The 12,289-nt window shown below is 69.6% G+C and carries 14 protein-coding genes; 8 read left to right on the forward strand and 6 right to left on the reverse strand.

What is annotated here, in order from left to right; translation table 11 throughout:
* Positions 1 to 21: 21 nt before the first annotated feature.
* Positions 22 to 588: a crossover junction endodeoxyribonuclease RuvC gene (ruvC, locus tag IEZ09_RS29850; RefSeq protein ID WP_189257132.1), complete on the reverse strand. Its 567-nt coding sequence runs from the start codon at positions 586 to 588 to the stop codon at positions 22 to 24.
* Between the two features lie 136 nt (positions 589 to 724).
* On the opposite strand from ruvC, the gene IEZ09_RS29855 reads away from it, so the two are divergent.
* From IEZ09_RS29855 to IEZ09_RS29865, 4 genes are read left to right on the forward strand one after another with little or no spacing between them, the layout of a single operon-like run.
* Entirely contained in the window at positions 725 to 2,209 is a 1,485-nt protein-coding gene (locus IEZ09_RS29855; RefSeq protein ID WP_229813074.1) for a GGDEF domain-containing protein, read from the forward strand.
* On the forward strand, positions 2,206 to 2,637 hold the full coding sequence (locus tag IEZ09_RS29860; RefSeq protein WP_189257133.1) for a cupin domain-containing protein: 432 nt from the start codon (positions 2,206 to 2,208) through the stop codon (positions 2,635 to 2,637). Before IEZ09_RS29855 ends, IEZ09_RS29860 begins: the two co-directional genes overlap by 4 nt.
* Before the next feature lie 10 nt (positions 2,638 to 2,647).
* A complete protein-coding gene (locus tag IEZ09_RS47750) occupies positions 2,648 to 2,917 on the forward strand; it encodes an alpha/beta fold hydrolase (RefSeq protein ID WP_308202437.1) in 270 nt (89 codons plus the stop codon).
* Entirely contained in the window at positions 2,836 to 3,450 is a 615-nt protein-coding gene (locus IEZ09_RS29865; protein ID WP_368856200.1) for an alpha/beta fold hydrolase, read from the forward strand. The genes IEZ09_RS47750 and IEZ09_RS29865 overlap by 82 nt, the downstream gene beginning before the upstream one ends.
* Here IEZ09_RS29865 and IEZ09_RS29870 read toward each other — a convergent pair.
* A complete protein-coding gene (locus tag IEZ09_RS29870; protein WP_189257134.1) occupies positions 3,434 to 4,309 on the reverse strand; it encodes an SMP-30/gluconolactonase/LRE family protein in 876 nt (291 codons plus the stop codon). The two genes, IEZ09_RS29865 and IEZ09_RS29870, sit on opposite strands and share 17 nt — an antisense overlap.
* Before the next feature lie 82 nt (positions 4,310 to 4,391).
* Between IEZ09_RS29870 and IEZ09_RS29875 the strand changes: the two genes are divergently transcribed.
* Positions 4,392 to 4,832: a MarR family winged helix-turn-helix transcriptional regulator gene (locus IEZ09_RS29875; RefSeq protein WP_189257135.1), complete on the forward strand. Its 441-nt coding sequence runs from the start codon at positions 4,392 to 4,394 to the stop codon at positions 4,830 to 4,832.
* Between the two features lie 51 nt (positions 4,833 to 4,883).
* Positions 4,884 to 6,263, forward strand: a complete 1,380-nt coding sequence (locus IEZ09_RS29880; RefSeq protein ID WP_189257136.1) for an FAD-binding oxidoreductase — start codon at positions 4,884 to 4,886, stop codon at positions 6,261 to 6,263.
* Positions 6,264 to 6,266: 3 nt separating this feature from the next.
* On the opposite strand, the gene IEZ09_RS29885 is transcribed toward IEZ09_RS29880, so the two are convergent.
* The gene (locus tag IEZ09_RS29885) at positions 6,267 to 6,950 is read right to left on the reverse strand and encodes an SDR family oxidoreductase (protein ID WP_189257196.1); all 684 of its coding nucleotides are present in this window, start codon (positions 6,948 to 6,950) and stop codon (positions 6,267 to 6,269) included.
* A 48-nt stretch (positions 6,951 to 6,998) separates the two neighbouring features.
* On the opposite strand from IEZ09_RS29885, the gene IEZ09_RS29890 reads away from it, so the two are divergent.
* Positions 6,999 to 8,033 carry a serine hydrolase gene (locus IEZ09_RS29890; protein ID WP_189257137.1) on the forward strand — a complete coding sequence of 345 codons (1,035 nt, stop codon included), beginning with the start codon at positions 6,999 to 7,001 and terminating at the stop codon, positions 8,031 to 8,033.
* Positions 8,034 to 8,149: 116 nt separating this feature from the next.
* On the opposite strand, the gene IEZ09_RS29895 is transcribed toward IEZ09_RS29890, so the two are convergent.
* The 3 genes from IEZ09_RS29895 to IEZ09_RS29905 are packed head-to-tail and all read right to left on the reverse strand — an operon-like array spanning position 8,150 to position 11,092.
* Entirely contained in the window at positions 8,150 to 8,956 is an 807-nt protein-coding gene (locus tag IEZ09_RS29895) for a sugar phosphate isomerase/epimerase family protein (RefSeq protein ID WP_229813075.1), read from the reverse strand.
* A complete protein-coding gene (locus IEZ09_RS29900) occupies positions 8,938 to 9,957 on the reverse strand; it encodes a dihydrodipicolinate synthase family protein (RefSeq protein ID WP_189257138.1) in 1,020 nt (339 codons plus the stop codon). The genes IEZ09_RS29895 and IEZ09_RS29900 overlap by 19 nt, the downstream gene beginning before the upstream one ends.
* The gene (locus IEZ09_RS29905; protein ID WP_189257139.1) at positions 9,950 to 11,092 is read right to left on the reverse strand and encodes a Gfo/Idh/MocA family protein; all 1,143 of its coding nucleotides are present in this window, start codon (positions 11,090 to 11,092) and stop codon (positions 9,950 to 9,952) included. Before IEZ09_RS29905 ends, IEZ09_RS29900 begins: the two co-directional genes overlap by 8 nt.
* 122 nt (positions 11,093 to 11,214) lie before the next feature.
* On the opposite strand from IEZ09_RS29905, the gene IEZ09_RS29910 reads away from it, so the two are divergent.
* Positions 11,215 to 12,231 (forward strand): LacI family DNA-binding transcriptional regulator, encoded by a 1,017-nt coding sequence (locus IEZ09_RS29910; protein ID WP_189257140.1) that lies wholly within the window; start codon positions 11,215 to 11,217, stop codon positions 12,229 to 12,231.
* Positions 12,232 to 12,289 lie beyond the last annotated feature (58 nt).

Raw genomic sequence — 12,289 nt, forward strand, 5'->3', positions numbered from 1 at the left:
CGGACTTCACGTGCTCCGACCTTAGACAGTTCGCTTGGCGGCCTCGGCCAGCCGGGCCTTGTGCACACGCGCCAGCTCCGCGGCTTTCGCCTGTGCCTCTTCCATGCGCGAACGCATCGGCGCGCGCCAGTGGTGGCAGATCGCCAGCGCCAGCGCGTCCGCCGCGTCCGCCGGCTTCGGCGCCGTCTTCAACCCCAGCAGCTTCGTGACCATCGCCGTGACCTGCGCCTTGTCCGCGCGCCCCGACCCCGTGACCGCGGCCTTCACCTCGGACGGCGTGTGGAACTCGACCGGCAGACTCCGTTGCGCCGCCGCCAGAGCCACCACGCCGGACGCCTGCGCGACCCCCATCGCGGTGCGGACGTTGTGCTGCGCGAAGACCCGTTCGATGGCGACGACCTGAGGTTCGTAGCGGTCCAGCCACTCGCACACGCCGACGTACAGCTCGTGCAGACGCACGGACAGAGGAGCGTCCACGGGCGTGCGCAGGACGTCGACGGCGACCGCGCGCACGGTCCGGCCAGGCCCGCCGTCGACGACGCCGAAGCCGCACCTGGTCAGACCGGGGTCGACCCCGAACACCCGCACAACAGCTCCCCGGATCGCCGAACGAACAACCGTTCGAACCATATCCGGTGCACCGAAGGGGGACTCGCACCGACACGGTTCGACAAGTCCACACCGCCGTCACTACGGTGGTCGGGTTTCGATCACGGGAGACGCGGTGAAGAGGTTCTGGCTCGTTGTGGGGTGCGTCGGCACCTTCATGGCGATCACCATCCTCACCGCGCTGGCCGCACCGCGGGAGATCGGCCTCGCGATCGACAAGGTCGTGCAGCTGGTGTTCGCCGTCGCGGCGCTCGTCGTCTACGCCCGGCAGCGCAACGGCTGGATGACGGCGGCCATGACGAGCCTGACCGTCGCGCTCTCGGCGTGGATCTGGGGTCAGCAGATCCTGGGTGTGCAACTGCCGACGACGACGATCGCGCCGCTCGGGTTCACCCTGGTGCCGGTGCTGTGCCTGGCCGCGGTGGTCGTCAAGGCCCAGCAGCGGCGCGCGGACGACCTGCTGCCGAACTACCGCAGCCGCACGGTCGTGGTGCTCGACGGGCTGATCGTGATCGGGTCGCTGTTCGTGCTGACGTGGGTGTCGGCGCTGGAGTCGCTGACCCGCGCGTGGGCGACCGAAGGGCCCGGTTTCGCCACGGTGGTCGCACATCCCGCCGCGTACCTCGTGCTGCTCGTGGCCATCGTGGTGATGTCGTGGACGCATCAGTCCGTGCGTCAGTGGCCGATGGTGTTCATAGCGCTGGCCGGGGTCGCGCAGTCGTCGTCGGGCTGGGTGTTCGCGTTCTACATCTCCAAGGGGATCACGGCGATCCCGGCGACCGCGGACGTCGGTTTCATGCTGTGCCCGGCGTTCTTCTTCCTCAGCGCGCTCGCACCGGCGCGGAACCTGCAGCCGTCGTCCGGCCGGATGCGCATGGCCGACCTGCTGCACCTGTTCGTGCCGTACCTGCCGCTCGCGATCACCGGCCTCTTCGTCGGCTGGAACACCGCGACCGGCGGCCGCCTCAACCCGGTCGAGATCTACGTCGGGCTTTCCGTGGTGTGCCTGGTGATCGTGCGACAGCTGCGGACGATGGTGGACAACGTCCGGCTGATGGACCAGCTCCGCGTCTCCCGTGAACAACTGCGGCACGAGGCGACGCACGACCCGTTGACCGGTGTCGCGAACCGTTCGCTGTTCCGGGAACGGCTGGAGCGCGCGCTGGCGGTGAGGGATCGCTCGCGGCCGTTGATCCTGCTGTTCATCGACGTGGACGGGTTCAAGGCCGTCAACGACAACTACGGCCACGCCGAGGGCGACGTCCTGCTGCGCAACGTCGCGGCACGGCTGGAGAACAGCGTGCGCCCGGAGGACACCGTGGCGCGGCTGGGCGGCGACGAGTTCGGCGTGCTGGTCGACGGCGGCGACGCGGACGACATCGGCGCACGGCTGCTGGATGCGCTGGCGCACCCGCACGAGGTGCACGGCCGGGTGCACCACGTGCACGCCAGCATCGGTGTGGCACAACGGTTTTCGTACGACCCGACAGTGACAGCCGACGAGGTGCTCGGTGCCGCGGACGCCGCGATGTACACGGCGAAACGGCTCGGCAAGGGCATGGTCGTCGTGCACGGTTCCCCGCTTCCGGAGATGACGTGACCCCAGAGCAGCTGATCGCCTCGCTGGGCATGCAGGAGCTTCCCGTCGAGGGCGGCTACTTCGCGCAGACGCACCGCTCCGAGGAGGCGTCCGCGATCGCGTACCTGTTGCGCGCGCCGGACTTCTCCGGGATGCACGTGCTGAAGCACCTGGAGATCTACCACTTCCACGCCGGGTCGCCGTTGCGGATGCTGTTGCTGCACCCGGACGGTTCGGTCACGCAGCCGGTGTTGTCGGCGGCCAACCCGCAGGTCGTGGTGCCCGCGGGGGTGTGGCAGGGCAGCTCGCCGGCCGGTGACTGGTCGTTGGTCGGCACGGTGGTGGTGCCGCCGTACACCGACGACATCGTCTCGTTCGGGCACGCGGACGAGCTGTGCGCGCGTTATCCGTCTCACGCGGCGGAGATCAGGCCGCTGTGCCGCTTCTAGGATCTTCGGAATGGCGATCGTCCCGCTCAACGGCATCGAGCTGAACGTCCAGACCGAGGGCTCCGGTGATCTCGTCGTGCTGGTCATGGGCACCGGCAGCCCCGGCCGCGTCTGGCGCACGTACCAGGTGCCCGCGCTGGTCAAGGCCGGTTACCGGGTCGCCTTCTTCGACAACCGGGGCATCCGACCGTCGTCGGAGTGCGCGGACGGCTTCACGATCGACGACATGGTCGCCGACACCGCGGCGCTGATCGAGCACCTGGGCGGCCGGCGCACGTGATCGGCACGTCGCTGGGTGCGCGGGTCACGCAGGAGCTGGCGCTGGCCAGGCCGGACCTGCTGCGCAGCGCGGTGATGATGGCGACCGCCGCGCGTCCCCACCCGGTGCAGCAGGCGTGGTCGCGCAGCCTGATGGACCTGTACGACAAGGGCGTCGAGGTGCCGCCGTCCTTCTACGCGGCGGCCGCGGTGGTCCGCAACCTCTCCCCCGCGACGCTGGCGGATCCGATCATCGCCCGCGACTGGGTGCAGATGTACGAGTTCGCCGGTTCGTCGCTGAGCCCCGGTGAACGTGCGCAGCTCGCGTTGAGCGACTACGAGCCCCGCGTCGAGGCGTACCGGCGGATTTCCGTGCGGTCGCTGGTGATCGGGTTCGCCGACGACCTCGTCCTGCCACCCCGCCTGTCGCGCGAGGTGGCGGACGCGATCCCCGGTGCCCGCTACGCCGAGGTCGCCGACTGCGGGCACATCGGCTACCTGGAGCGGCCGGACGAGGTCAACCGGCTGCTCGTCGAGTTCATCGGTCGAGGCTGAACTCGTCGGTGGTCGACCCGGCGATCAGCACGTCGAGGTACCCGCTCAGCACGTAGGTTCCGTGCGGCGTGCGGGCCGCCGTGGTCGGCGCGGTCCTCCACTCGCGCTGGGACCTGATCTGCCACGTGCGGGTGTCGAGCACGGTGACGGCGTTCTTGCCGGGCGCGCTCAGCCTGTTCGTGACGACCGTCAGGCCCTGCGGGGTGAGCGTGAGGCCGTCCGCGCCGGGGAGCTTCGGCGCGGGCAGTTCCTCGACGTGGTCCTGCGTGACCTTGAACAGCGTGCCGGTCGTGTAGTGGCCGGTGATGAGGAATCCCCTGGGGTCCCAGGCGATTCCGTTGTTGCCGAACGACTCCCCGCCCAGCCGCGGGTCCTTCGCGAACGCCGTGACGGTGCCAGCGCGGTCGACCTTGAAGATCGTGTCGCCCTTCGTGCCGGTGACGTAGGCGTTGCCGGCCGGGTCGACGGCCACGTCGTTGGCGCCGTTGGGGATGTCGATCAGGCTGATCGTGCGGCCGGTGCGCAGGTCGAAGATCCCGAGGCCGGACTGGCCGAGTTCCTGCCGGTCGCCGAGGCCGATGTCGCCGAACGCGACGAGCAGCCGGCCGCGGTCGACCTGGATGCCGAACGTGGACACCATCTTCGTGCCGCTGACCAGCGTGCGGACCCTGCCGGTCTGGCTGACCAGCGACACCGTGCCGTGGCGCAGTGAGCTGACCAGGAACTGGCCGCGGGTCGGATCCCACTGCACGCCCTCGGGGTGCAGCGACTCCGCGACCCCTCCGATGTGCCTCGGCGTTGCTTCCGCTGTGCCCGTGACCAGCAACAACGCCGCCATGACGGCAAGCGCGACGCGCATTGCTTCCCTCCAGTAAGAGCACTGATGGCTATCAGAGTTCTGATAACTATCAATACTCTTATCACACTTCTACGATGGACGGATGCGCAGCGGTGATCGGATCGGCGGTGACATCAAGCGCGCCGAGCTCGAGCTGATGACCGCGAAGGCGGCGGCGGTGAAGCCGGCGGGCCTGACCGTGCCGCAGTACTCGGCCCTGCTCGCGTTGAGCGACCACCCCGGCGCGCCCGCGGCGGAACTCGCGCGGTTGTGCCTGGTCACGCCGCAGACGATGACGACGATCCTGCAGAACCTGGTCGCCATGGGGCTCGTGGAGCGCACACCGCACCAGTGGCAGCGCAACGTGCTGGAGAACCGGCTGACCGAGGCCGGATACGCGAAGTTCCGCGAGGCGGACAAGGGTGCCGTGGCGGTGGAGCAGAAGCTCGCGGACGCGTTCACCGACGAGGAGCGCGCCCAGCTGCGAGCACTCCTGCAGCGGTGTTCCGAGGTCTTAGGGAGTTCTTACCGGACGCGCGACTAGCGCCCGAGTGGCGCAACCTGTGTGACACCAGTCACACAGGGAGGTTCGGTCATGACAAACCTGGAGAGCCTGCGCGCTGCCTTCTCCGGAACGCTGCTCACCGCGCACGACCAGGCGTACGAGGACGCGCGAGCCGTGTTCAACAGCGCGATCGAGACGAGACCCGCGGTGATCGCCCAGTGCGAGAACCCGGCGGACGTGCGGGAGGCGCTCGCCTTCGCCCAGCGGTCCGGGATGCCGGTGGCCGTGCGCAGCGGTGGCCACAGCGTGGCGGGGGCGAGCCTCGTGCAGGACGGGCTCGTGCTCGACATGCGCCGGATGAACGCCGTCTCGATCTCGCCCGACGCGCGCAGCGCCGTGGTGGGCGGCGGGGCCACGTGGGGCGCGTTCGACCGGGCCGCGCAGCCCTTCGGCGCCGCCACGACCGGGGGCAGGGTCTCCACCACGGGCGTTGCCGGGCTGACGCTGGGCGGCGGGTCCGGCTGGATGGAACGCAAGTGCGGGCTGGCGTGCGACAACCTGCTGGCCGTCGACCTGGTGCTCGCCGACGGCAGGACCGTGACCGCGAGCGAGACCGAACACCCCGACCTGTTCTGGGCGTTGCACGGCGGTGGCGGGAACTTCGGGGTGGCCATGTCGTTCACGTTCCGGCTGCACCCGCTGCCGGAGTTCTCGTTCGCGCTGCTGATGTGGCCCGCCGAGGAGGGAGAGGCGGCGACGCTCGCCTACCGCGACTTCATGGAGACCGCGCCGGAGGAGGTCGGCGGTGGCGCGATCTACCTGACCGGGCCGCCGGAGGACTTCGTGCCCGCCGAACTCGTCGGCAAGCTCTGCTGCGCGGTCCTCGTGACGTACCTGGGCAACTCCGCGGACCTGCCCGGCCTCGTCGCCCCGCTCGCCGCGCTGGAGCCGCGGGCGCTGGTGATCACCGACATCCCCTACGCCGATTTCCAGTCCATGCTGGACGATCCGCCCGGCTTCCGGAACTACTGGTCCGCCGAGTACCTGCGGTCGCTGCCCGACGAGGCGGTGCACGCGTTCTGCGCCGCCGCCGGCCTGATGATCACCCCGTCGCCGTCCCAGCACGGCATGATCCCGTGGGGAGGCGCGGTCGCCCGCAACGCGGACGACTGGCCGATGGCCAACCGCGACACGCCCTGGGTCGCACACCCGCTGGGGCTGTGGGAGGACCCGGCGGACGACCAGCGGGCGCGGGACTGGGCGCACCACCTGCGTGACGTGCTCGCGCCGTGGACGACGGGCGCGGTCTACCTGAACTTCATCGGTGACGAGGGCGCCGACCGGGTCGTCGCGGGCTACGGCAGGCATAACTACGACCGGCTCGCCGCGATCAAGGCCGAGTACGATCCCGGCAACCTCTTCAACCTCTGGCACAACATCGTGCCCAGGAAGCCCGCTGTCAGCACCTGAGGCTCAGCGGTGCGCCGCCTGCCCGGTGGGCCGGATCAGGATCTCGTTCACGTCCACCGTGGACGGTTGCGAGACGGCGTAGAGCACCGCCCTGCCCACGTCCTCCGGCGCCAGCTTGGGATCGTCCGCCCGAGACGCCGGGATCGCGTCGGTGTCGACGAGTCCGGGCTGAACCACGGTGACCCGCACCCCGGTCCCCACCGCTTCCGCCCGGATCGCCTGCGCCAGGCCGGTGACCGCCCACTTCGTCGCCGAGTAGAGGTTTCCCGGCCGCACGCCGCGACCGGCGGCGGAGCCGGTGAGCACCAGGTGCCCGCCGGACCGGATCAGCGCGGGCATCGCCGCACGTGCCGTGAACGCCGGACCGCAGACGTTCGTGACGACCATGCCGGTCCATTCCTCCGGTTCGGCGCCCGCGGCGGAAACGAACGACGTGTCGACGGAAACGCCGGCGTTCGCGAACACCACGTCGATCTGGCCCCACCGCGACTCCACTCGGGACATGAGTTCCTGCACGGAATCCCACGAGGAAACGTCACATTTGGCGTCCCACCCGCGGTCCCCGACAGATTCTTCGGCCGTGCGCGAGGCTCTGACCACGCGATAGCCCGCGTCGGCTGCCAGCGCGGCGGTCGCCGCCCCGATGCCGCGGGAAGCGCCGGTCACCACGAAGACGTTCTCCATGATCGAACCCTAGTCAGGGAACTGTCAGTGCCGCCTGTTTTGATGTCGCGCATGACTTTGAACCGCAGGTCCGTGTTCGGGCTGGGATCCGTCGCGGCCGCGACGGCCGTGCTCGGCTCCACCGGTGCAGCGCAGGCTCAGGAAGACGCGGAGGTCGAGATCGAACGCTTCCCGACCACCGCGGACCGGTCACGCAAGCGCGTGGCGCAGATCTACCGGCGGCAGACCCGCAGGGCGCGGGGCGACTGGTCGTCGCTGATCACGATCGCCGACCTCGACGGCACCACGAAGTCCGCGGTGGACGAGAACGCGGACAGGGTCGTCGAGGCCTACAGCGTCAACAAGGTGGCGGTCGCCGTCGCCGTCCTGGACAAGGTGGACCGCGGGCTGATCAAGCTCGACCAGACCGTCACGGTGTCGGCCGGCATCGTCATCCAGGACACCGACGGCATCTTCGCGCTCGACGGCGCGTACCCGAGCGAGGTCACCGTGGGCCACGCGCTCGCGAACCTGCTCACCGTCTCGGACAACACCGCGGTCCGCCTGTGCGGCCTGGTCGTGCCGGCGCTCGAGCTGAACCAGATCCTGCGGGACAAGGGCTTCGTGCACACGCAGGTCGTGCCGGTCGCGAACCCGAACCGGTTCTTCCTCGGCACCACGACGGCGCGCGAGACGCACACGCTGCTGCAGAAGCTGGTCGACGGCCAGCTGCTGTCCGCTGCCTCGACGGCCTACCTGCTCAACATCCTGCGGGCGACGGCGAGCTTCACCGACGGCGTGCGGCTGAACCTGACGACGAACGAGCGCCTGCGCGTGGCCACGAAGGCGGGCTGGTTCGAGGACGGCCGAAACGAGGCCGGGATCATGTTCAGCGAGGACAATCGGGCGATCCTCATCTACTCGATGTTCGCGTCCGGCACGTTCGCCGGTGACAAGGCGCAGAACGACCAGGACTTCAGCACCACGCACCCCGCTGTCGCAGCGCGTGCCGAGCTCGGCCGGTCGATGTTCGACGCGGTCATCAAGATCACGACCACGAAGCCGAAACACCGTGCAAAGGTTTACAGGTTCTTCAACGGCGGTTGATTCCTGAGATTCATCCTCGAAACCGCACCAAAGACGTCTGGTTTTCAGATATATACATAACCAACGCCGGGGTCGGTCGTCGCCGCCGTCGACGACCGGCTTCCCCGCCGTCGGTGTTACAGCGCCGGTTCCACAATGGAGTGGTACCGCCGCGAAACCTCCGCGATCACCTCGTCGAAGTCCGCCGCCCAGATGTCGGCGTTGAAGATCTCCACCTCGACGTCCCCCGCATATCCCGTCGCGGCGACCTGTCTGGTCAGCCGGTCGAGGTCGATGTCGCCGTCACCCGGATAACCGCGGCCCAGCAGCACGTCCGCCGGCACCGGTGTGAGCCAGTCGCACACCTGGTACGACGCGATGCGCTCCCCCGCGCGCACGATCTGCGCGTCGAGGTCCGGGTCCCACCACACGTGCAGCGCGTCCACGACGACGCCGACCGAATCGTGCTTCTCCGCGATGTCCAGCGCCTGCGACAACGTCGACAGCACACCGCGGTCCGCGCAGAACACCGGGTGCATCGGCTCCAGCGCGAGCGTCACGCCCGCGGACTTCGCCTCGACGGACAGTTCGGCGATGGCGTCCGCGACCCGTTGACGTGCGCCGACGAGGTCCTTGTCGCCCGCGACACCGCCGACGACCATCACCAGCGTGTCGGTGCGCAGCGCCGCCGCCTCCTCGATCGCGCGCCGGTTGTCGTCCATCGCGGCACGGTTGTCGACCGCCGTCAGGAACCCGCCGCGACAGAGCGACGACACCCGCAGGCCCGCGTCCGCGACGAGCTTCGCGGTGCGCTCCAGGCCGTGGTCCGCGACCGGTTCGCGCCACAGCCCGATGGAGGAGATGCCGTGCCGGACGCAGCCCTCGACGGCCTCCACGACCGTCGCGCGTTTGATCGTCGCCTGGTTCAGCGAGAGGCGAGCCACTGCTGCCACCGCCGTTCCGCGAAATCGGGGTCGATCACGCCGGCGATCTCGGCGAGCCGTTTCGCCTCGGCGAGGTGCTCGACGCCGCGGGCGGATTCCAGGCCGCCCAGCAACAGGAATCGTTCCTGGTGCCCGGCCAGCCACGCCAGGAACACCACGCCGGTTTTGTAGTAGTAGGTCGGTGTGCTGAACAGGTGGCGCGACAACGGAACCGTCGGCGCCATGATCCGGTGGAACTCGTCGGTGTCGCCCTCGGCGAGTTTCGCGAGCGCTTTGGCCGCCACGGGCGCGATCGGGTCGAAGATGCCGAGCAACGCGTCGCTGTGGCCGTGCTCGTCGCCCGCGATCAGCTCCGGGTAGTTGAAGTCGTCGCCGGTGTAGCAGCGGACGCCTGGCGGAAGCCTGCGGCGCAGGCCGATCTCGTGGTTCGCGTCGAGCAGCGACACCTTCACGCCGTCGACCTTGTCCGGGCGGGCCGCGATGATCTCCAGGAAGGCGTCGGTGGCGCGGTCGACCTCTTTCGCGCCCCAATACCCTGCCAGCTTCGGGTCGAACGCCGTGCCGAGCCAGTGCAGGATCACCGGTTCGCTGACGTTGTCGAGCAGCGTGCCGTAGACCTTCTCGTAGTCCTCCGGGCCCTTCGCGCACGCGGCGAGCTGCCGGGAGCACATCAGCACGGGCTGTGCGCCCGCCTCCTGCACGACGTCGAGCTGGTCCAGGTAGGCCTTCAGCACGTCGTCCAGGCTCGGCTCGCCGGTGAGGTGGTCGGTGGCGACGCCCGCGCAGATCCGTCCGGCCTTCTCGGCGGCGCTGCGGCGGATCAGCTCGGCCGCGGTGGGCCAGTCGAGGCCCATGCCGCGTTGCGCGGTGTCCATCGCCTCCGCGACGCCGAGGCCGTGCGACCACAGGTGGTGCCGGAACTTCAGCGTGGCATCCCAGTCCACCGTGCGTTCGTCTGTGGCGACAACATGTGCTGCCGCGAACACGGTCCTGTTAAACATTGGGGATCTCCACGCGACGACCCTCCGAAGAGGACTGCAGACCGGCGGCGGCGAGTGCGACACCCCGTGCGCCGGCGCGGAAGTCGTGCGGGAACGGCGTGCCCTGGTAGACGTGCCGCAGGAACTCGGCCCACTGCACCTTGAAGCCGTTGTCGAAGTCCTCGTTGTCCGGCACCTGCTGCCACTGGTCGCGGAACGGGTGCGTGACCGGGAGATCCGGGTTCCAGACCGGCTTCGGCGTGACGGCGCGGGGCTGCACGAAGCACTCGCGCAGTCCCGCGACCGCGCTCCCCTCGGTGCCGTCCACTTGGAACTCGACGAGCTCGTCGCGGCGCACCCGGACGCACCACGACGAGTTGATCTGGGCGATGACGCCGTTCTCGATCTCGAAGATGCCGTAGGCGGCGTCGTCGGCGGTCGCCGCGTACTCGGCTCCCTGCTCGTCCCAGCGCGTCGGGATGTGCGTGACGGCCTTCGCCGTGACCGCCTCGACCCGGCCGAAGAGGTCGTGGAGCAGGTAGCTCCAGTGGCAGAACATGTCCGAGACGATGCCGCCGCCGTCCTGCGCCCGGTAGTTCCAGCTCGGGCGCTGCGCGGGCTGCCAGTCGCCCTCGAAGACCCAGTAGCCGAACTCCCCGCGCACGCTGAGGACGCGGCCGAAGAAGCCGCCGTCGAGCAGCCGCTTGAGCTTGCGGATGCCGGGCAGGTAGAGCTTGTCGGCGACGACTCCGTGCTTGAGGCCCTTGTCGTCGGCGAGCTGCGCGAGCCGCAGCGCCTCGTCGACGGTCTCGCTGACCGGCTTCTCGGTGTAGACGTGCTTGCCGGCCTCGAGCGCCTTGGTGATCGACTCGACGTGCTTCGACGTGACCTGCGAGTCGAAGTAGATCTCCACCGACGGGTCCGCGAGCGCCGCGTCGAGGTCGGTGGTCCAGCGCGCGAGGTCGTGCCGTTCCGCGATCTCCTTGAGCTTGTCGGCGTTGCGCCCGACGAGCACGGGTTCGACCTTGATCACGGTCCCGTCCGGCAACCGCACGCCTTCTTCGCGCAGCGGGAGGAGGGACCGGACCAGGTGCTGGCGATACCCCATCCGCCCGGTGACGCCGTTGACCGCCACTCCGATGGTCCGAACCGCCATCACACCTCCCTGGTAGGAGCGCTGGAAAGCGCTTTCCCGCCACGCTAGTTGCGGCACTTGACGGCCGTCAACCTCCGCGCGAGTTAGTCTCAGCGCTCACATGCACGTTGACGGAGGTGGTCGTGTCCGCCCGACAGGTGACACTTGCCGAGGTGGCCAAGCAGGCAGGTGTGTCGCTGGCGACCGCCTCGCGCGTGCTGAACGGCAGCACGCGGCAGGTGAGCGAGGAGCTGAGCGACCGCGTCCTGCGCACAGCGGAGCAGCTCGGTTACGTGCCGAACGCGTCCGCGCAGGCGCTGGCCCGCAACTCGAGCTCGCTCGTCGGCCTGGTCGTCCACGACATCACCGACCCGTACTTCTCGTGCATCGCGGCGGGCGTGACCAGGGTGGCAGAGGAGGCCGGGCTCGTGGTCGTGCTGGGCACGACCGGGCGGCGGCCGGAGCGCGAGGTGGAGCTGCTGTCCACGCTGCGCGCGCATCGGGCGCGCGCGGTGGTGCTGGCCGGTTCGCGGACCACCGATCGTTCGGCGCAGTCGCGGCTGGCAGCGGAGATCGACGCGTTCACCGAGCAGGGCGGGCGGGTCGCGTGCGTGTCGCAGGCGAAGCTCGGCACCGACACTGTCGTGCCGGGCAACCGGGCGGGAGGGCGAGCGCTGGCGCGTGCCCTGACCGAGCTCGGGCACAAGAAGTTCGCCGTTCTGGGTGGACCTTCCGACCTCTTCGTGGCGAGGGACCGGCTCGCCGGGTTCAAGGCGGGGCTCGCGGACGCCGGGATCGCGCCGCCCGTGGTGATCAACGGCGCGTTCACCCGTGACGGCGGGTACGAGGCCGCGTTGGAACTGTTGGCGTCGAAGACGCGTGCCACCTGCGTGTTCGCCGTGACCGACGTGATGGCGATGGGCGCGATGGCGGCGCTGCGGGAACGTGGCGTGCGGGTGCCGGAGGACATGTCGATCGCCGGGTTCGACGACATCCCGACGCTGCGGGACACCGTCCCCGCGCTGTCGACCGTGCGGCTGCCGTTGGAGGAGATGGGCGAGATCGCCGCAGGTCTCGTGCTGGATGCCGGTGGTGACGAGCCCCGCACCGTCCGCGTGGCGGGCGAGGTGGTGCTGAGGGCGTCGACTGCCCACAATTAGACTCGTCCGTCCCCGTACCGAGTCATGAGGAGTTGAGCCGTCCCCATGGGGTCTGGCC

Source organism: Lentzea flava, from assembly GCF_014648475.1.
In the GTDB taxonomy this organism is placed as follows: Bacteria; Actinomycetota; Actinomycetes; order Mycobacteriales; family Pseudonocardiaceae; genus Lentzea; species Lentzea flava.